This is a genomic window from Prochlorococcus sp. MIT 0801 (assembly GCF_000757865.1).
In the GTDB taxonomy this organism is placed as follows: domain Bacteria; phylum Cyanobacteriota; class Cyanobacteriia; order PCC-6307; family Cyanobiaceae; genus Prochlorococcus_B.
Genome location: NZ_CP007754.1, coordinates 1,596,022 through 1,613,862 on the forward strand (window position 1 = coordinate 1,596,022; position 17,841 = coordinate 1,613,862).

19 protein-coding genes and 1 tRNA gene are annotated in these 17,841 nt (G+C 38.7%); 13 read left to right on the forward strand and 7 right to left on the reverse strand.

The window, feature by feature from the left end; genetic code table 11:
- Positions 1–30: 30 nt before the first annotated feature.
- The gene (gene infB / locus EW15_RS08640) at positions 31–3,579 is read left to right on the forward strand and encodes a translation initiation factor IF-2 (protein ID WP_038654172.1); all 3,549 of its coding nucleotides are present in this window, start codon (positions 31–33) and stop codon (positions 3,577–3,579) included.
- Positions 3,580–3,633: 54 nt separating this feature from the next.
- On the opposite strand, the gene EW15_RS10650 is transcribed toward infB, so the two are convergent.
- Complete coding sequence (locus tag EW15_RS10650) at positions 3,634–3,903, reverse strand: DUF3493 domain-containing protein (RefSeq protein WP_038655476.1); 270 nt, start codon at positions 3,901–3,903, stop codon at positions 3,634–3,636.
- Between the two features lie 33 nt (positions 3,904–3,936).
- Between EW15_RS10650 and EW15_RS08650 the strand changes: the two genes are divergently transcribed.
- The 5 genes from EW15_RS08650 to EW15_RS08670 all read left to right on the forward strand — a co-directional run bounded on the left by EW15_RS08650 (position 3,937) and on the right by EW15_RS08670 (position 7,640).
- A tRNA-Thr gene (locus EW15_RS08650) sits at positions 3,937–4,008 on the forward strand.
- Between the two features lie 250 nt (positions 4,009–4,258).
- Complete coding sequence (folE, locus tag EW15_RS08655) at positions 4,259–5,005, forward strand: GTP cyclohydrolase I (RefSeq protein ID WP_038654174.1); 747 nt, start codon at positions 4,259–4,261, stop codon at positions 5,003–5,005.
- Between the two features lie 320 nt (positions 5,006–5,325).
- Positions 5,326–6,102, forward strand: a complete 777-nt coding sequence (locus EW15_RS08660; protein ID WP_038654176.1) for an ATPase — start codon at positions 5,326–5,328, stop codon at positions 6,100–6,102.
- Between the two features lie 12 nt (positions 6,103–6,114).
- Positions 6,115–6,930, forward strand: coding sequence for a metallophosphoesterase (locus EW15_RS08665; RefSeq protein WP_038654178.1), 816 nt, complete (start codon positions 6,115–6,117; stop codon positions 6,928–6,930).
- On the forward strand, positions 6,927–7,640 hold the full coding sequence (locus EW15_RS08670; protein WP_156095776.1) for a phosphoesterase: 714 nt from the start codon (positions 6,927–6,929) through the stop codon (positions 7,638–7,640). The genes EW15_RS08665 and EW15_RS08670 overlap by 4 nt, the downstream gene beginning before the upstream one ends.
- 21 nt (positions 7,641–7,661) lie before the next feature.
- On the opposite strand, the gene EW15_RS08675 is transcribed toward EW15_RS08670, so the two are convergent.
- The 3 genes from EW15_RS08675 to EW15_RS11510 all read right to left on the reverse strand — a co-directional run bounded on the left by EW15_RS08675 (position 7,662) and on the right by EW15_RS11510 (position 9,497).
- On the reverse strand, positions 7,662–8,144 hold the full coding sequence (locus EW15_RS08675; RefSeq protein WP_038654180.1) for a hypothetical protein: 483 nt from the start codon (positions 8,142–8,144) through the stop codon (positions 7,662–7,664).
- A gap of 154 nt (positions 8,145–8,298) precedes the next feature.
- Positions 8,299–9,036, reverse strand: a complete 738-nt coding sequence (locus tag EW15_RS11505; RefSeq protein WP_225866559.1) for a hypothetical protein — start codon at positions 9,034–9,036, stop codon at positions 8,299–8,301.
- Positions 9,015–9,497 carry a hypothetical protein gene (locus EW15_RS11510; RefSeq protein ID WP_225866560.1) on the reverse strand — a complete coding sequence of 161 codons (483 nt, stop codon included), beginning with the start codon at positions 9,495–9,497 and terminating at the stop codon, positions 9,015–9,017. Before EW15_RS11510 ends, EW15_RS11505 begins: the two co-directional genes overlap by 22 nt.
- A 300-nt stretch (positions 9,498–9,797) precedes the next feature.
- Between EW15_RS11510 and EW15_RS08685 the strand changes: the two genes are divergently transcribed.
- Both EW15_RS08685 and EW15_RS08690 read left to right on the forward strand, forming a co-directional pair.
- Positions 9,798–10,055, forward strand: coding sequence for a DUF3721 domain-containing protein (locus EW15_RS08685; RefSeq protein ID WP_038654182.1), 258 nt, complete (start codon positions 9,798–9,800; stop codon positions 10,053–10,055).
- Between the two features lie 15 nt (positions 10,056–10,070).
- On the forward strand, positions 10,071–10,514 hold the full coding sequence (locus EW15_RS08690) for a GLTT repeat protein (RefSeq protein ID WP_038654184.1): 444 nt from the start codon (positions 10,071–10,073) through the stop codon (positions 10,512–10,514).
- 132 nt (positions 10,515–10,646) lie between these two features.
- Here EW15_RS08690 and EW15_RS08695 read toward each other — a convergent pair whose 3' ends face one another.
- Both EW15_RS08695 and EW15_RS08700 read right to left on the reverse strand, forming a co-directional pair.
- Positions 10,647–11,264: a hypothetical protein gene (locus tag EW15_RS08695; protein WP_038654186.1), complete on the reverse strand. Its 618-nt coding sequence runs from the start codon at positions 11,262–11,264 to the stop codon at positions 10,647–10,649.
- Between the two features lie 161 nt (positions 11,265–11,425).
- The gene (locus EW15_RS08700) at positions 11,426–12,211 is read right to left on the reverse strand and encodes a metal ABC transporter permease (protein WP_038654188.1); all 786 of its coding nucleotides are present in this window, start codon (positions 12,209–12,211) and stop codon (positions 11,426–11,428) included.
- A 53-nt stretch (positions 12,212–12,264) separates the two neighbouring features.
- On the opposite strand from EW15_RS08700, the gene EW15_RS08705 reads away from it, so the two are divergent.
- A complete protein-coding gene (locus EW15_RS08705) occupies positions 12,265–12,666 on the forward strand; it encodes a Fur family transcriptional regulator (RefSeq protein ID WP_038654190.1) in 402 nt (133 codons plus the stop codon).
- A 27-nt stretch (positions 12,667–12,693) separates the two neighbouring features.
- Here EW15_RS08705 and EW15_RS08710 read toward each other — a convergent pair whose 3' ends face one another.
- Positions 12,694–13,389: an ABC transporter ATP-binding protein gene (locus EW15_RS08710; RefSeq protein ID WP_038654192.1), complete on the reverse strand. Its 696-nt coding sequence runs from the start codon at positions 13,387–13,389 to the stop codon at positions 12,694–12,696.
- Between the two features lie 89 nt (positions 13,390–13,478).
- On the opposite strand from EW15_RS08710, the gene EW15_RS08715 reads away from it, so the two are divergent.
- From EW15_RS08715 to EW15_RS08730, 4 genes are read left to right on the forward strand one after another with little or no spacing between them, the layout of a single operon-like run.
- Positions 13,479–14,996, forward strand: coding sequence for a metal ABC transporter solute-binding protein, Zn/Mn family (locus EW15_RS08715; RefSeq protein ID WP_038654194.1), 1,518 nt, complete (start codon positions 13,479–13,481; stop codon positions 14,994–14,996).
- 57 nt (positions 14,997–15,053) lie between these two features.
- Positions 15,054–15,371 carry a hypothetical protein gene (locus tag EW15_RS08720; protein ID WP_038654196.1) on the forward strand — a complete coding sequence of 106 codons (318 nt, stop codon included), beginning with the start codon at positions 15,054–15,056 and terminating at the stop codon, positions 15,369–15,371.
- Positions 15,372–15,379: 8 nt separating this feature from the next.
- Positions 15,380–16,762, forward strand: a complete 1,383-nt coding sequence (locus EW15_RS08725; protein WP_038655481.1) for a GTP-binding protein — start codon at positions 15,380–15,382, stop codon at positions 16,760–16,762.
- Entirely contained in the window at positions 16,750–17,823 is a 1,074-nt protein-coding gene (locus tag EW15_RS08730) for a WD40 repeat domain-containing protein (RefSeq protein ID WP_038654198.1), read from the forward strand. Before EW15_RS08725 ends, EW15_RS08730 begins: the two co-directional genes overlap by 13 nt.
- The last annotated feature ends 18 nt before the right edge of the window (positions 17,824–17,841 follow it).

A 17,841-nucleotide genomic window follows, 5' to 3' on the forward strand; every position in this document is an offset into this window, starting at 1 on the left:
AAATCTAAAGTTCAAGCACAACATTAATTAATGACCAGCAGCGGTAAAATCAGAATTTATGAATTGTCCAAGGATTTAAACCTTGACAATAAAGATGTGCTAGACGCAGCTCGAAAACTTGCAATAGCAGCAAAGAGCCACAGCAGCTCGATAAGCAGTCTTGAGGCAAATCAAATCAAAGATTTTCTAAAAACTAGCAATACTGAAAAAACCACTATTAAAGCCAGTAAGAAATTAGACAAACAAATTCTTTCTGTTAAAAAAAGTCCTGTCAAAACTCAAAAGAATCAGAAGAACGAATCTAAAAATACCCCCGATCAATCAGAACTTTCACAGGTAAAGTTAAATACCCCTTTAAAGCCAAGTCAAATTTTAGTTACAAACCAAGGAGCTTCACAAGCAAATAACCAAAAAACTTTAAAAAATAAATTTCCTGCACAACAACAAATAACCGCACCCCCTAAACCAAATAAACCATTACCTCCAAAGCCTAGAGAAGAAGTAAAACCAACTATTTCCAAGCCTTTAACTCAAACTGAGCGAAAGATTCCACATCCCGAACAAAAAAAAGATGAACAATTCATCAACCAACCAAAAAGATCTGAATTAACTAAAAAACCAATTGGTCAACCACAGCAAATTAATCGTCAGGAACCAAAGAGAACATTAGCACCACCAAGCAGACCAAAAATAAATATTCAAGATAAAAAAAACTTACAACCTAATATCCAAAAAACAAAAACAAGAACGAATCAGGATGATATTTCTCCTCAGAAAGTTGGTCAAGGGAATATCCAAAGAAGTAAAAGTCAAAACAAACAGAATCCACCGTCGAGGACAACTCAGCCTCCAACCAAAGAAAATACTCTTGAACTTGTAGGTGCACCAATACGAAGAGAAAAGCCTGTAAATAAACCTCAGACGAACGAAGTAAGAACTAAGCCCGTAATGCCATTAAGGCCAGGCGCGCCAAAAAAACCAACCTCTGCAAATCGTCAAGGATTATCAAATCGACCTAGTCCTAATAACAGAATGGGAGGGGCAGGTCGACCAGGTTCGCCAAATCGTCAAGGTCTCAATCGAGGTGGAGTAGCAAATCGACCTACTCAAGGTCAAAACCGTCCAGGTGCTAATAATCGAGCTGGAGCGCCAGTGCGTACTGGGGCTCCAGCTCGAGGGGCTATACAAAACAGACCTGGAGTTCCTACCAGGTCCATTGGTGGGCCAAACCGTGCTAATAATCGACCAGGCGTTCCATCTGGTATGAGGAAACCAGTTGCACCTAGTGAATTGATGCAACTGCAAAAGCCACAAGCCAGACCAAAGGCTCCACAAAGAAAAACTGATTCTCCAACTAGCCCTAGGCCTAAAAGAGAAAACTCAACTGGAGCAAGGCCACCGGTAAACAGGCCAACTCCAGCAGCTCCTAAAAAGCCAACTTATAGACCTGGTGGTACCGCTGCAGCACCAAGAAGGACAGGAAGACCTGATTGGGATGACAGTGCAAAGCTTGATGCTTTAAGAAATAAATCTCCTCAAAAACAGCGTCAAAAAGTCCATATTATTGGAGAAAATGATGATGCACTAACTGCAGAAAGAGGTGGATTCGCAGGGGAACAACAAGCAGTTGTTCTCTCAGAGAGCTTGGCTCGACCATCAAAGCCCAAGGCTGGAAAGAGAAACAATGGGAAGCCTTTAACTGCTCTAAAAAAACGTAAAAAAGAAACAACTCGCCAAAGGCAAAGAAGACGTGCGATGGAATTAAGAGCAGCTAGAGAAGCAAAACTTGTAAGACCGGAAATGATTGTTGTCCCAGAAGACAATCTCACAGTTCAAGAGCTTGCTGACATGTTGAGTGTTGAAAGTTCCGAAATCATTAAATCATTATTTTTCAAAGGAATTACTGCAACCGTTACTCAATCACTAGATCTAGCGACAATCGAGACAGTTGCTGAGGAATTCGGAGTACCAGTTCTTCAAGATGATGTTGAAGAAGCAGCGAAGAAGACAGTTGAAATGATTGAGGAGGGAGATTTAAAATACTTAATTAGAAGACCTCCCGTCGTTACAGTGATGGGGCACGTTGATCATGGAAAAACATCTTTACTAGACGCTATTAGAAAAGCAAGAGTTGCAGCAGGGGAAGCTGGAGGAATTACTCAACACATCGGTGCTTATCAAATTGAGACTGAACATGATGGATCAACTAAAAAACTAACTTTTCTGGACACCCCTGGGCATGAAGCTTTTACAGCGATGAGAGCTAGAGGCACTAGGGTCACAGATGTAGCGATTTTAGTTGTAGCTGCTGATGATGGGGTTAGGCCTCAAACCCTAGAAGCTATTAGCCATGCAAGAGCAGCAAAAGTCCCCATTGTCGTAGCAATAAACAAAATTGATAAAGAAGGATCTTCTCCCGATCGTGTAAAACAAGAGTTATCAGAGCAGGATTTATTGTCAGAAGAATGGGGAGGAGACGTGGTAATGGTTCCCGTTAGTGCAATTAAAGGCGAAAACATCGATAAACTTTTAGAGATGGTTTTGCTCGTAACTGAAGTAGAGGATTTACAAGCAAACCCAGACAGATTGGCTAAAGGTACCGTTATCGAAGCCCACTTAGACAAAGCAAAAGGGCCTGTTGCAACATTATTAGTTCAAAATGGTACCCTCAAATCAGGAGATGTAGTCGCAGCTGGGCCAATACTTGGAAAAGTAAGAGCGATGGTGGATGAAAATGGATCCAGGATTAAAGAAGCAGGTCCATCTTTTCCAGTCGAAGCCCTTGGCTTTAGCGAAGTACCAACAGCTGGTGATGAGTTCGAAGTTTATCCAGATGAAAAAGCCGCGAGAGCAGTGGTTGGAGAACGAGCAAACGATGCTCGTGCAGCGCGACTTGCTCAGCAAATGGCTTCAAGACGAGTTTCACTTTCGTCGATGTCTGGGCAAGCAAGTGAGGGTGAACTTAAAGAATTAAATATTATCCTCAAAGCTGATGTTCAAGGAAGCTTAGAAGCAATACTTGGTTCTCTAGAGCAGCTTCCTAAAGACGAAGTCCAAGTCAGAGTATTGCTCTCAGCTCCAGGTGAAATCACAGAGACTGATGTTGACTTAGCAGCGGCCTCTGGTGCTGTAATAGTTGGATTCAATACTTCAATGGCATCAGGCGCCAAACGAGCCGCTGATGCAAATGGCGTTGACGTAAGAGACTACGAGGTTATTTATAAGCTTTTAGAAGATATCCAATTAGCGATGGAGGGTCTTCTAGAACCAGAAATGATAGAAGAAGCTCTTGGGGTGGCTGAGGTTAGAGCAATATTCTCCATTGGTAAAAGTGCCGTTGCTGGTTGCTACGTAATAAATGGAAAGATACAACGTAATTGCCGAGCCAGAGTTAAAAGAGGAAAACAAGTAGTTTTCGAAGGCGATCTAGACTCATTGAAAAGGAATAAAGATGACGTCAAGGATGTATCAACAGGGTTCGAATGTGGAATAGGTTGTGATCGCTTTGCAAACTGGGAAGAAGGTGATCAAATTGAAGCATTCAAGCTTGTAACCCAAAGAAGAAAGTTAACAACTTAATTTAGCTAATCAATCCAAACTCACCTCTAATATATCTCATTAATTAAAGCTAGATTACTTATCTGCATCTTCTTTGCTTCTGTCTTTAAATAACAAAAAGCCGATAATTACTAATGCTGAAGTTTGGATTGCAAGGTCATTAATGGATACATTATCTCCCGCAATTACGTTGGTAACCATAATAAACAAGCCTAGGGCCGCTGACCCGAAGAGTGCAATCCAGACAGTTCTTCTTAATCCCCGATAAGGATTTTTAGTCTCCTTCAACAGTCGAGCTTTTAAATTTGGATCCAAATTGGAATCAGGCTTATTAGAATTACTCAAAAATAAATTCAAAGATGATAACTTTATTCTAGTGCCGGTGTAGCTCAGGGGTAGAGCAACTGATTCGTAACCAGTAGGTCGGTGGTTCAATTCCACTCATCGGCATATAGTTATTAAAGGGCTTTAGAAGGAATTTGCTTCAGAGAAGGTGACCTTAATTAAAGTTTTTATTAAAATTTTTCTTCTTTTATAAAAACTTATAGAAGACTAAGATCCTTTCTCAAAAATCAACTGTGTCCAATGATTCTAGTAAAAGCGTCTAGTTATTCTGTTCATAACGAAAGTCATCTCGATATGTTAGGGTCTTAGCGCTGTAAATGTATGTCATCGGTTTTTACCCTTACAAATAAAGGTTATGACTTCTACTGCTCCTAATGAGAATGTTAAGGATAATTTAAAAGATAAAATTTCTTGCAAATTAGTCTCAGAAATAATTCGTGAACGTATAAAAGCCAATGGAGCTAGATTCCATGCAAATGATAATATTTCTGATTTCATTCAGCCTGGAGAACTAGAAACTCTTGAGAGAGAAGTTGCAACCAGAGTTAGAGATTTGCTGAAAACTTTATTGATTGATGTTGATAATGACCACAACACTCAAGAAACTGCAGAACGAGTTTCCAGAATGTATCTAAATGAAGTATTTAAAGGCAGATATCACCCTCAACCTAAGGTTACTAATTTTCCTAACGATAGAAATTTAGATGAGATCTATACACTTGGACCAATCACTGTTCGATCAGCATGTTCTCATCACTTTGTTCCAATTCTTGGAGATTGCTGGATAGGAATAAAACCTGGAGAAAAAGTTATTGGAATATCGAAGTTTGCAAGAGTAGCTGATTGGGTCTTTTCTAGGCCACATATTCAAGAAGAAGCTGTCATGATTCTTGCTGATGAAATAGAGAGATTATGTGAACCCAAAGGTCTTGCAATCCTTGTTAAAGCACAACATTATTGTATGAAATGGCGAGGAGTCAAAGAGCCTGAAACCAGCATGATCAACTCAATCGTTAGGGGTGATTTTCGCCATGATGCAAGTTTGAAGCAGGAGTTCTTTGAACTTGTTAAGCAACAATCCAATTTCGGTAAAAATTACTAAATCAAGTGGCATTTTGCGTGGTTACTTCAACTTTTGAATAAATCTCTAATAGCGAAAAAAGTGTTCTAATAACAAGGGAGGATAAGTAAGCAAAATTGCTTTAATAGCTATCAACTCAGACAGTTACATTATCAACTGTATGTCTAATCAATTATTGATGAAATGATCTATCTTTAACATAATCATTGTGCCCAACCGGAGGAGCAAAATATAAGGTAATCCTACTAAGACTTCAGCTTGAATGTTTTAACATGCAAATGAAAATGGAAATCATTTTCAAAATGGATGTATATTCTTTTACGTTATTCCATATCTTTTGAATGCGTCAGGTCTGGTTAATTTCAGGTCCTCCAGGTTGTGGTAAAACCAGTTGGATCCTTGATAGATTAAAAAAACATAATAGTTCTTGTGGTTTTCTTCGCCTTTCAGGATTCTCAGAGAACTCTTTGGAACAGGCAAACTCTAATGAGATTGATTATGTATTTCTTAAAGATCAAATACCACAGCTAATAGATTTATCTAAATCCTCTGATCAACTCTGTACTGATCAAGATGGTTTGTTGTTATTCATTGAGCTTCCACAGTTTTATCTTCCTAAGGAATCTGGATTGGCTGGCATTGATCGACGTGTTATTAACCAGCTTGAGAATTTAAAACTTATACCTGATAAATATCTCCATTTTGGCCGTGACAATGAATTGCCAATTGTTGACACATTAAACTTTGAAAAGATCGAATCCTTAAGTATCAACCTCAATGAAACTGTTTGGGATCCGCCAAGCCTAAATACTTTTTGGTTTGAATTAGTTAATGGTGCATATGGAGATGTATATCGAGCAAAAGCCCTGATGAATATCATTGATGGACGATTTATGTTGTTCAACTGGATTGTTAGTCGAAATGGTTCGCAGTTTTTGCAACTAAATAATTTTGCGCCACCCAAAGGGAGACCTCAGCGAATATCGCAACTAATTATTCAAGGAAGAAATCTTGATTTTGTAAGCATTAAATCTACTGTCAATCTTTGTCTTGTAAATGATGCTGTATTGCAGTTCCATCAAGCTTCTCTTGGCAATCAACAATTAGCAGCAACTTAATAAAGTTTACTTATGAAACAAGCAGTTATCTCATGTTTACATGCCAACCTCCCTGCTGTAGAGGCTGTACTTAACGACATCGATCGTCAAGGAATTGATATCATTACTTGCCTTGGTGACTTGGTGGGCTATGGACCGCATCCAAATGAGGTTGTGGAGTTAATAAGAGAGCGTAATATTGCCACCTGTCAGGGTTGTTGGGACGAAGATGTTGTCGATGGACTTGATGCCTGTGATTGTAGCTATCCCTCCCAACTTGCCGAAAGACGTGGACACGAAGCTCACAAATGGACTACTACAAAGTTGTCGAATAAAAATAAGAGTTTTCTAGCTAGCCTTCCAAAATCTATACGTAGAAATAAATTGCTTTTTGTTCATGGCAGCCCTAATAGTCAACATGAATATCTCCTTCCAGATATGGATGCATTTGCAGCGTTAGAAAGAGTAGAAATGGCTGGAGCTGAAACTTTATTTTGTGGTCATACACACTTACCTTATCTTCGTGAATTAGGAAATGGAACAATTCGAGTAAGTCTTAAAAACAGTCCTAAGAATAAATTAGAAAATAAAGAAATGAATTTACCTATGAGAAGGATAGTCAATGCAGGGTCTGTTGGCGAACCGCGTCATGGAGGGATTAATGCTACCTATGTGATTTACGACGATGAAACAAACAATATTGATATAAAAGAAGTTTCATATGATATTAATCGAACCTGCAAAGCTATCATAGAAGTTGGGCTACCTCATATATTTGCATGGCGCCTGAGTCATGGCTTTGAATTTGCAGAACTGGCCGAGGATGCTAGTCATGTGTGTGAAAGATGATTGAACGCTGGGCATTAATAAGTGGTTTAAAGGGCGACCTTGAGACTTATGCACTTATTCAAAAGAATTTAAAAAAAATTCAAGGAGATATAAAATTATTTGTTTTGGGTGACATGGTAGGAGCAGCAAGAAATTGCGATGCATTGATCGACCGTCTAATCAATCCTCTCCCTGGCGATTTCAAGCCCCAATGTATTTATGGTTGGTGGGAAGATCAGCTACTTGCAGAACGGGGTTATCGTGGAGAACAAAAGGCAGATGCTTTAAGACTAAATGAAGGAGAAAGCGTAGTTAAAGCTCTTGTAAATGCGGTTGATCCGTATTATTTAAATTGGTTGGCTTCTCTTGAATTTGGATTTGTCGAATTGGATTGCGGATTGATTCATGGAAGTTCTAAAGACGTTGGAGATTCTCTAACAAAGGACACACCTCCTCTTATCCTTTTGGACCGTCTTACTCGACTTGGTGTGAATAGATTGTTTACAGCAAGAAGTGCTCAACAATTTCATCTTGAATTGACTGACGCTGTAGTTAACTCATACGTCAAAGATTTAGGTGGTAATCGTAAGCAAGAACAGAGAATGCCTAAGAGAGGAGTTATAGGAATTGGTGCTGGCGCTTATTACACTCTTTATGATGTTGGAAGTGATAAAACTCACTTTCTTAATGTTCTTGATCAGCCTAAATCAACTGCAAGGGGATTTGGGTAATTAAATTTTTAAAAACTTCTGTTATAGAAAAGAGGGATCTAAAAGTGATGGTCGATAAGAAAGCACAAATGGACGATGCTCACTTTTAACTGCCACAATCACATCTTCTCCCGTATGCCAAATCCATTGTTGCTGAGGAGAGCCACCTTCAACATTAACACTTGTACCAACTGGAGGACCAAAGCGATACCTTAATCCTGCCAAGACTTCAGTCATGTTTTCATTGTCTATTTCATAAGCCAGTTGCTTTAATCCGTCCTCATTTTCAATTCGAACTCGAAGAACCTCTACAGGTAATCCACTGATCTGAATATCTTTAACCTCGAAAAGATTCCGGGTTATTTCTTCTTTGATGGGACTGAAAGATATACCAAGATGGCTCTCTATCTTTTGAAGGTCCATTCCCCACGTCAAACCCTCAACACATGCAAATACTGGCTGAGAACAAATCTGAATAAGAAAAGCAAAAACTATAATCAAAATATATTTAGAAGCCTTATTCATAGTTGAATTGAACCCTTATTAATCTTGATAATAGATCTTTAAATATAAATAGTCATTATTGTCACTCTTCAGACATTAGATCTCCACTATAGAGATAATATCTTTTATATTATCTACGCAATTAGCTTAATCAAAGTATAAGCAAACATTAGCATCAGAACTCGAAAGTGGTTTTCACCAAAGCTCCATTAACGTCCTCTTTACCATCTTGTTCAATAACAAAAATAGCTGGAGTAACTGTGACGCTATCGTTCACCGTAAAATCATAAAAAGCTTCCCAAGCCAAAGGATCATCATAACCACTGTCATCTCTATGAGTTTCGGCTGTTCCAATACCAAATCCAAACTTATTTCCCTCAATAAACGCATCATTCCATAGGAAGCCAACAGACCATGTATTGCCATCCTCCACCTTATTCATTGCAGTATCAGGATTATCCTCGTTTTCAGGATTCTTCCAACCAATACCAGCACTCAAGCTGTAGTCGTCTCCGAATTGATAGCTACCACTAATTCCATAAGACGAGTAATCATTCACATCAGGAGAATTATCAGTATTCCCGTTATCCGCTTGGGTATAGGCCGCTGCAAGAGTAAATTTATCATCAACCCATGCCAACTGAGTCGTTATGTGATCTTTACCTTCATCAGTTAAAAAACCAATCGAAGAATTTGATGCGTCTTCTGAAACGAAGAGAGCAGAAGCAACTAATTTGTCATGAGACCAAGTAATACCAGCACCCGCTCCCATTTTTTTGGAATAAGTATCATTGGCCCCTGCCTGGTTTAGTACAAATAAAACTCCATCGCTTGGGTAATCACTTGGCCACACACCAAGTAAATCATCTTGACGAAGCTTGGGACCAAAAGTTACTTGAATATCATCTCCCAAGGAAACTGATAATAAGCCTTGTGAAGTTCCAACGAATCACTACTACTAAAAGCAGTATCTAATCTTGCCTCACCCATCATTCCGAAGGGTTCCATCATGCCAAAATTACCTATCCGAACAGCAGTTTTAAGCATGTCTTGACCTGTGAAACTGGTCATAAACATTAACTTTGTATCGTAGTGAAAAACTGTCCCATCCTTGTCCTCAGAAGTAGACATTCCACCCATTCCACCCATTCCACCCATTCCACCCATTCCAGAATCACTTACGCCATCTATTCCACCCAAAACAAAAGTTGTTTTTCCCATAAACATAGTTGAAGGATATGAATCTCCCATATTCATGTGACCACCATGGTGATCATGATGACCTTTGTTCTTTTCACTTCCTGCTTCAACAGCCATTGGAGCCATGAAACCTAAGGCAGTAGGGATTGAAAGTAATTGAGCAAAGAGCCTCATAGGTCTAAAGAACTAGCAAAACTAGCAAAACTAGCAAAACTATTCATGTGTCATGAAGATAACTTCTCAGGCTTGTTAAAGGCATTAAATATGTGTCTTTAGATACAAAGAATTTTTTTTAGTCTTTGCCAGAAAAAAGCTGAAAATCAATTTCCATCAAAATATAGTCTCACAAAGAAGAAATAAAGGATAGTTGGATGATTTAATTACTTTTCTGTTCTAATTTTTCTGAAATACTCAATGACAAAGTTCTAGGCTTGATTAAGCTAAAGACTAGATTTACTAGCTAAAACTAGATAAATGGACAAACTTAAGCCTATTCTCTCCACAATTATTCTTTCTTTATCATTTTCACTAATAGGATGTTCAGATAATAGTCAAACACAAGGTACTCCCTCTCTTTTTGAGACAAAAATAGAAGCCGAAAAAGCAGCCAAGGATTTCAATTGCACTGGAGCTCATAAAATGGGTGACAAATGGATGCCTTGTAAAAGTCATTCTGCTCATGAAGATAAAGAGAATAACAACTCAAGAAATGAACATCACCATCATCACTAGATTTTCGAACAATAAATGACAACCAACAATAGTACTAATCAAAAAGAGATCGAAGGTCCTTCGCATTGTGGAAGCAAACCAAAAAAAATTGCATTTGGCATAGCACCACTTGGATTCATTTCCATTGGAATTGTTCCCATGGGGATTGTTAGCATTGGAATTGTTCCCATGGGTGTCGTTTCTATTGGCGCTGTAGCCATGGGAGTATTGAATGCATCAATAATCGGTATGGGAATATTTTCTGCCGGAATAACAACCATGGGTCTAAAGGTATGGAGTCCAGAAAACAATGCTCTTCAGGAGTCAATCAATCGTTCTAATTCTTCGTCTTCAAAAAATATATATGCATATCCAACCAAAGCTCAGGCAGAGATCGAAGCCAAAAAGATCGGATGCAATGGTGTCCATAAGATGGGTAAATTATGGATGCCTTGTGCAATCCATATAAACCCTAACTAATCTTGAAGTAATTAAGAATTTAAAGTTGTGGTATAAAGTTCTTGGCAATATATCTAAAAAAGAATAAATTCATCCCCCTGTTTTGTAACAAATCAGGATTTAATTAACTTTCAAAAAGTGATCTTAATTGGTCTAAGAATATATATCTTCAACTAACTTTGAACCCTTTTCGCAAATTTGCTCCTGTGAAGGGAACTCTTTATCGGAGCAACAACATTCTCCTTTATCTGAATTGTTGATCCAATTAATAATTCCTGTTCGAATTGGTTGAGGACATACGTCTCCTTCTTTGAGGTGATTAATTTCTTCGCTTGTTAAAGGATCAGCATGTTCAATAAAAAGAGACTCTTTAAGCCTAAAAGAACATGTCTCATTCCATTGTTCAAAACAATTTATATGGTTTATAAAATCATTCCATGCTTCTTTCATTGATCTATATCCCTTCCTTTTTAACTCTTTGCTGAAAACAGCTTTAATGAATTCATTGAAATTCTGCAATTCATGAGGTGTAAAAGATGGTGTGACATGGCTTGCATAATTAGGAAAGTCAAGTTTCTTCTCTATTGATTGCAGTCTTTGTTCAATCGTGTGAAATCGAGAATCTATCGATTCAACAGGTATATTATCTATTTGATTAACAAAACAATCAGAGACATAACTAACCAATGATTTTCCCGAAATCCTCGCACTCTCTTTAATCTTTTCTAAAAGTTTTGGGTCAATACTTACATTGAGTTGCGTTCTCTTCATGAGTTAATCAATGAAAGGGTGGAAAATATCCAAGTAATTAATATTTTATTGAATTCAAAAACATATCGTTACCATTTTTAGATTTCTTGATCTTTAAGAAACTATCTCTTTTCATCCATCCACAAAGCAACTCTTAGAAGCAATTAAGAGTAAAAATAAATCTATCTATTGTTTGGTAGCAAAATCAATGAAATTACACAAAGAACACTAATAAGAGGGCCAGGAGGCAAATTCATAACCATAGCAAGCGAAAAACCAATGATCGATAAAGCTAATCCAAATATGGAAGATCGAACCATAGCAACCCTCAGAGATCTAGCTTTCTGTAAACCCAACAAAGTTGGTGTTGAGAGTAACGCAATCACAAGGATGACCCCAACTGCTGACATTGAGCTCACAATGACAAGTGCAGTGGTAAATCCCAGAGCTAAATTTAAAAAAGACACATTAACGCCACTTGAAGCAGCTCCTTCTGGGTCTAAACCAATATGAACAAGCTTGTCGTAACCAAAAAGCATTAAGCAAATGAATGCCGAGAACGCAATCAAAGTTCTTAACAAATCGCTCAAATTTGAAGTTAATAAATCTCCAAACAAAACAGCCTCCAAATCAATCCTGATTCCAAGTAGAGGTATAAGCAAAACACCAAGTCCCATCGAACCAGCAAGAATTGTATTCATTACAGCTTCATAATTTTGATTTTTTTTATTTGTCAAACTCTCTGCTGCAATAGCTCCCACTAATCCGCTTAAGACACCTCCAATAGATGGGTCAATCCCAAGCGCCATAGCCAAGGCAAGTCCTGGCAAAACACAGTGTGAAATTAAATTTACTTGAAGAAGCCTTTTATGAGTTATCAATACAGTTCCCATGGCAGGGCAAAGCACTCCTGAAAAAGAAGTTATCAGAAGAGGAATGATCCACCAATTTGTATTGATAAAAGACATTAAGCAAATGATTTAGTATGGTCAGTTAGACAGATCAAATTAAGATCTTGCTAATGAATACAAGCAAGCCTGACATAACTAAGAGACAGCAACAACTTCTCAATGAACTCAAGAGATGTCCTGATGAGTTGAGTGGACAAGAACTGCATAGAAAATTTCATAATGGTCAAAAGGCAATGGGTCTGACGACTGTATATAGGAACTTGCAAGTGTTAGTAAAGCAAGGTTTGATCCGCTCGAGACACCTCCCTAACGGCGAGGTCCTTTATGCCCCAGTTGAAAGAGATATTCATCATTTAACTTGCGTAAGCTGCGGGGAAACTACTCGATTGCAGGGATGCCCCGTCAAAACAATGCACATACCCCAGAAAGCCTCTAAAAAATTTGAGCTGTTGTTTCATACTCTTGAATACTTTGGCCTCTGCCAAAATTGTTCCCAAGGATTGAATGCTTGATCGAATTGCATAAATATCAATACACAACTATATTTTCCATCTCAGATAATTAATTGAACTAAGTTTTTCCTGCACCTCTTCAGGGTTACCAGAAGCCAAAATAATCTTATCTAGAACAACAACCTTGTCATAAGCATTTAATGATGTTCCCCAATCGTGACTACTGACGAACACTGTCAATCCAGAATCAGCTAACTGACGGATGATTAATAGGAAATCTTCCTTTGCGGGGGGATCAAATGCGGCACAAGGTTCATCAAGTAGAAATATTTCGGCAGGATTCATCAAGGTTTTTGCGAGTAATGCTCTTTGTTGCTGACCACCGGATAAAGAATCAAGTCGCCTTTTTGCTAAATGAGATATTCCAACACGTTGAAGAGCCGCTTCTAATTCACAACAAGTTGATTTCGAATGATTGACTCGACCTAAAGAAACTAATCCTTCAACAGTAATTGGAAAATTCCAATTAAGCTTCCCCCTCTGAGGCATTAAAGCCACTTGAGATCGATTATTTCTAAGTGGTTTTCCGTCAACAGTAATTTCTCCTTGATCCGGCTTACTACTTCCTTGCAGCAAGCTTAATAATGTGGACTTACCAGCACCATTGGGACCAACAAGAGCAGTCAAAGTACCTTGCTCAAGCTTAAGAGAAACCTTGCTTAAAGCAGGTTTGATTTTACTCGAATAGGAATATGTCACATTTTCAGCAATCAAACTAGACATCAATTAGAGGATTTGCTGACAAGAAACATAATATACTTGCCAAGACCAAATGAAAATGATTATCGTTTTAGATACGCTAAATATTCTTGATGTCGAATTTTTCTAATCAGTCCAAAAAGGCTAAACCCATAATCAATAAAACATTTCTCAAAAGTTCTCTTGTTGCTGGAGCATTTTTATTTTCTGGAATTAATCAAAGTGCACAGGCAAATTCAAAACCAATTGTTGCCGTAGAGCCATTAGTCTGCGATGTCGTTTCTGCGATTGCACCACCTTCAACACCTGTAACCTGCTTAATTGATAGAAAACAAGATGTTCATGATGTCAAAATCACTCCAAGGCAAGCTCAAACACTAAAGAGTGCAAACCAAGTATTTACTCTTGGTTCAGAGATGACCCCTGCAATGAAAAAATGGTTAGATAATCCTTTAACTGTTGTTGTCGGCGTAAGTGCAATAGAAATAGACGATCATCATGACGATCACGATGATCATTCAGCTTCTAAGGATGATGACCACGATGATCATTCAGCTGCTAAACATGACGATCATGATGACCATGATGATCATAGCGATAGCCACGGAGAAGGAGATTTTGAATGGGCTGGTGTTTTTGATCTTTCAGCAGGAACATACAAATGGTCTTTTGCCAAAGTTGATGGAGACTATGCTGATCCTGCAATGAAAATGGTTATTCTCAACTCTGGTGATATTGAAGCATCAGAAGAGCTTGCTAAAGAATTATTAGGTTCTAAGAATTCAGAAACCAAACGCAATAATGACAAACTTGTTGCGCAGGAAAAAGCTTATTTTCTTTCATTCAATGAAAAGAGAGATACCACAACATTTACTGTAGAAATCAAAAAAGCTGGTAAATATGCATTCTTTACTGAGCATATGCCTTTTGAATTTGAAGCCGACGAACATTTCTTTAAGGATATTTCAGGCGACGATGTTGAACCGATTGCTCAAGTCCCAGATGAAGGCGATCACCATCATCACCATGACCATGGTGGGCTAGATCCTCATATCTGGCATGACCCTCATAACATCATCAAGATGGGAAATGTCATTTCTAAAAATATCAATAAGAAAATTTCCTTCTTTGACAGAGAAACAAAAAAAGTTTTAAAAGAGAGGACTGAAGCCGTTAATTCTATTTTGGAAGATCTCGATTTATGGACTCAAAAACAAGTTGCCACAATTCCTACTGATCGAAGGACAATCGTTTCTAAGCACAAAGCGATGGAATATTACGGAGATGCATTTGGCTTGAAGACTTTGAGTCTATTAGATTTCCTTGGTGATTCTTCCAGCCTTAGACCAGAGACTATTTCAACGGTAATAGCTGAGTTGAAAGAAGAAAACGTGAACGTATTATTCGCTGAGCAAAAGCCTCCTTCCAAGCTATTGAAAAATCTGAGCAGACAAACTTCCACCCCTATTGCAAGAAATCAGATCTTTGTTGATGGTCTAATGCTAGAGGGGAATACTGTTTCAGTAGCAGTACACAACACATGTACAATTGTGGATTCACTTGGTGGAGAATGTGACGAGAAAGAGGGTGATGAACTTGAGAGTAAATGGAATGATTTAACTAACCCTTAACTTTTACAAATACAATCCTGTCTACATTGATAAAATGCAGACAGTATTGACACAAAAATGTTTCCAACTAAAGGGTTTAACGCCTATAGACAACACTGGGAAGATCAGGCAAGTTTTATGGATAAAGCGCCATGGGATAGAGATAAAATCTTAAAACTTACTATCTCAACTGACTTCGATGACAATTTAAAAGAACTTCAATTTTCAAATCATTCGCTTAAGAAAGAAAATGGAAAAAATACAGTAAGATTAAAAGTTCCATACAATTATTTTGAGCTAGATGATTTTGAATCAAAGTCCCTAGATTTATTGGGAATACAAGAGAATTGGCTAACTGATATTTCTTTTGACAACTCTCATTGTTCACATTATTAGTTAAAGAAATGAGCATTAAGCAAAAAGTACCGGTTACCATATTGACTGGTTTCCTAGGATCTGGAAAAACTACTCTACTTAATCGAATCTTGAGCGAAGAACACGGTAAAAAAATAGCTGTTATTGAAAATGAATATGGTGAAGTTGGTATTGATCAAGGATTAGTCATCAATGCTGATGAAGAGGTCTTCGAGATGTCGAATGGTTGCATTTGCTGCACCGTTCGGGGTGATCTTATTCGTGTACTTGGAAACCTCATGAAGAGGCGAGACAAATTTGACTATGTATTAGTTGAAACTACTGGCCTTGCTGATCCTGGTCCTGTCGCTCAGACATTCTTTATGGACGATGAAATCCGTGAGGAGTTTTCACTTGATGGAATAGTCACACTTGTTGATGCAGCCCATATAGAGCAACAACTTGGTCGAAGTGATGAGAGTTCGGAGCAAGTTGCCTTTGCTGACGTCCTTGTCCTAAATAAAACCGATCTAGTTTCAGATGAATCACTCGACAACTTAGAATCACGGCTACGCGATATGAATCGTATGGCTCGTGTCATACGCAGTAAACAAGCAGACGTCTCAATTGATACTGTGCTAAATCTAAGTGCTTTTGATTTAGATCAAGTACTTCAGCGTCGTCCAACTTTTCTTGAACCAGAATACCCATTTGAGTGGACAGGTGTTTTTTCACTTGAAAAAGGTCGCTATGAACTTACGCTCGAAGAAGGTCCAGACCCCACAATGTCTCTCGTCCAGTTATTAGATCAAGGTAAAGACGAGACAGCTCTTAACACAGGTGCTGAATCATGCGTGAGACTCTACGCAGAACAAGAACAACTTATAAATCCAGGGGATTTGGTTCCAATCGGCAAGCATGTGAGCCTTCAACTTCAATCCGAAGGGACTAAGTCCTTCTTCATAGATGTTGATAAGGCAAGGGATATAGGTCTATTCACGCAACATACAGCTGAAGAATTTAATATGAAATTAACGAAAGTAAATACTCCTTCTACAGACCATATAGATAATGATCAGAACATCTCTACAATTTCTCCAATAGCTGAGAGGGTTTGGGTAGCTGAACACGAACATGATGACGAAGTAGGTTCATTCGCTATCGAGCGAGACGGTAACGTAGATCCAGAAAAACTCAATAGATGGCTAAGTCGACTTTTGTCTGAGAAAGGTGTGGATATATTTCGCACTAAAGGTTTCATTAGTTATGCGGGTGAATCTAAGCGAATAGTTTTTCAAGGAGTACACATGCTCTTCACAGCACAACCTGATAAAGAATGGGGCAATGAACCTCGCCGTAACCAACTCGTCTTTATCGGTAGAAATCTTGATGAAGTAGAAATGAGAAAGGAGTTTGATAAATGTCTGGTATAGAAGCATTTAGTCCAAAGGGAATGCTTCATGAAAGTTGGTCTGCTCAAGCTAGCGACTACGCGATTGTCTGCGGCTGGGCACTACAAGGTAAAACTTTTTTAGTAGGTGACGTCGCTGGTGGGCTTTATGCATTTGAGGGAATATCTGGAAAGCTCATTTGGCAAATAAAAGACATACATAAAGGCGGCTTACTCGCAATGTCTATACATCCAAATGGAAAGACTTTTGCAACTGCTGGCCAAGATGGACATGTAAATATATGGGAAAGCCAAGAGGGTACGTCAACTAAAACTATAGAACTTGGGAAAGGTTGGGTTGAGCACATCAAGTGGTCCCCAGACGGAAAATTTTTAGCTGTAGTTTTTACTAAATACGTCTATGTTTTTGATGATCAAGGTCAAGAACATTGGCGATCAGAGGAGCATCCCAGCACTGTCAGCGCGATTGCTTGGTCTAATTCAAATGAATTAGCAACAGCATGCTATGGCCAAGTAACTTTTTTTGATGTCGTAAACGACAAGATCAATCAAAAGTTGGAATGGAGAGGCTCACTAGTATCTATGGTGCTTAGTCCAGATGGTGACATAGTGGCATGCGGCAGCCAAGATAATTCTGTTCATTTCTGGCGTCGTTCAACTGATCAAGATTCAGAGATGACAGGCTACCCAGGTAAACCAAGCCACCTAGCTTTTGATCAAACCGGCACAGTCCTTGCTACTGGGGGTAGTGATCGAGTGACGGTTTGGAGTTTTCAAGGCGATGGTCCTGAGGGCACTGTACCAGGAGAGTTAATGCTTCATACGGAACCCATTTCATGCCTTTCTTTCTCACATAGCGGGATGCTTTTAGCTTCTGGCGCGAGAGATGGTTCAGTTTTTTCTTGGTTTCTCCAAAAAGATGGTCAGGGTGATCCAGTTGGTGGTGCATTTGCAGGTGACCTTGTAAGCCAAATCGCTTGGCATCCTGATGACACTGCCTTGGCTGCAATAAATGCAAACGGAGGAATTACGGTTTGGGAGTTTAAGGTTCGGACGAAAACCTCACCTCAAGGAATCGGATAAGATCAAAATTTCTTATTT

Coding starts and splice junctions, on each gene's coding strand:
- infB (WP_038654172.1), top strand. CDS start 31: ATGACCAGCAGCGGTAAAATCAGAATTTATGAATTGTCCAAGGATTTA.
- folE (WP_038654174.1), top strand. CDS start 4,259: ATGACTTCTACTGCTCCTAATGAGAATGTTAAGGATAATTTAAAAGAT.
- EW15_RS08660 (WP_038654176.1), top strand. CDS start 5,326: ATGCGTCAGGTCTGGTTAATTTCAGGTCCTCCAGGTTGTGGTAAAACC.
- EW15_RS08665 (WP_038654178.1), top strand. CDS start 6,115: ATGAAACAAGCAGTTATCTCATGTTTACATGCCAACCTCCCTGCTGTA.
- EW15_RS08670 (WP_156095776.1), top strand. CDS start 6,927: ATGATTGAACGCTGGGCATTAATAAGTGGTTTAAAGGGCGACCTTGAG.
- EW15_RS08675 (WP_038654180.1), bottom strand. CDS start 8,144: ATGAATAAGGCTTCTAAATATATTTTGATTATAGTTTTTGCTTTTCTT.
- EW15_RS11510 (WP_225866560.1), bottom strand. CDS start 9,497: ATGAGGCTCTTTGCTCAATTACTTTCAATCCCTACTGCCTTAGGTTTC.
- EW15_RS08685 (WP_038654182.1), top strand. CDS start 9,798: ATGGACAAACTTAAGCCTATTCTCTCCACAATTATTCTTTCTTTATCA.
- EW15_RS08690 (WP_038654184.1), top strand. CDS start 10,071: ATGACAACCAACAATAGTACTAATCAAAAAGAGATCGAAGGTCCTTCG.
- EW15_RS08695 (WP_038654186.1), bottom strand. CDS start 11,264: ATGAAGAGAACGCAACTCAATGTAAGTATTGACCCAAAACTTTTAGAA.
- EW15_RS08700 (WP_038654188.1), bottom strand. CDS start 12,211: ATGTCTTTTATCAATACAAATTGGTGGATCATTCCTCTTCTGATAACT.
- EW15_RS08705 (WP_038654190.1), top strand. CDS start 12,265: ATGAATACAAGCAAGCCTGACATAACTAAGAGACAGCAACAACTTCTC.
- EW15_RS08710 (WP_038654192.1), bottom strand. CDS start 13,389: ATGTCTAGTTTGATTGCTGAAAATGTGACATATTCCTATTCGAGTAAA.
- EW15_RS08715 (WP_038654194.1), top strand. CDS start 13,479: ATGTCGAATTTTTCTAATCAGTCCAAAAAGGCTAAACCCATAATCAAT.
- EW15_RS08720 (WP_038654196.1), top strand. CDS start 15,054: ATGTTTCCAACTAAAGGGTTTAACGCCTATAGACAACACTGGGAAGAT.
- EW15_RS08725 (WP_038655481.1), top strand. CDS start 15,380: ATGAGCATTAAGCAAAAAGTACCGGTTACCATATTGACTGGTTTCCTA.
- EW15_RS08730 (WP_038654198.1), top strand. CDS start 16,750: ATGTCTGGTATAGAAGCATTTAGTCCAAAGGGAATGCTTCATGAAAGT.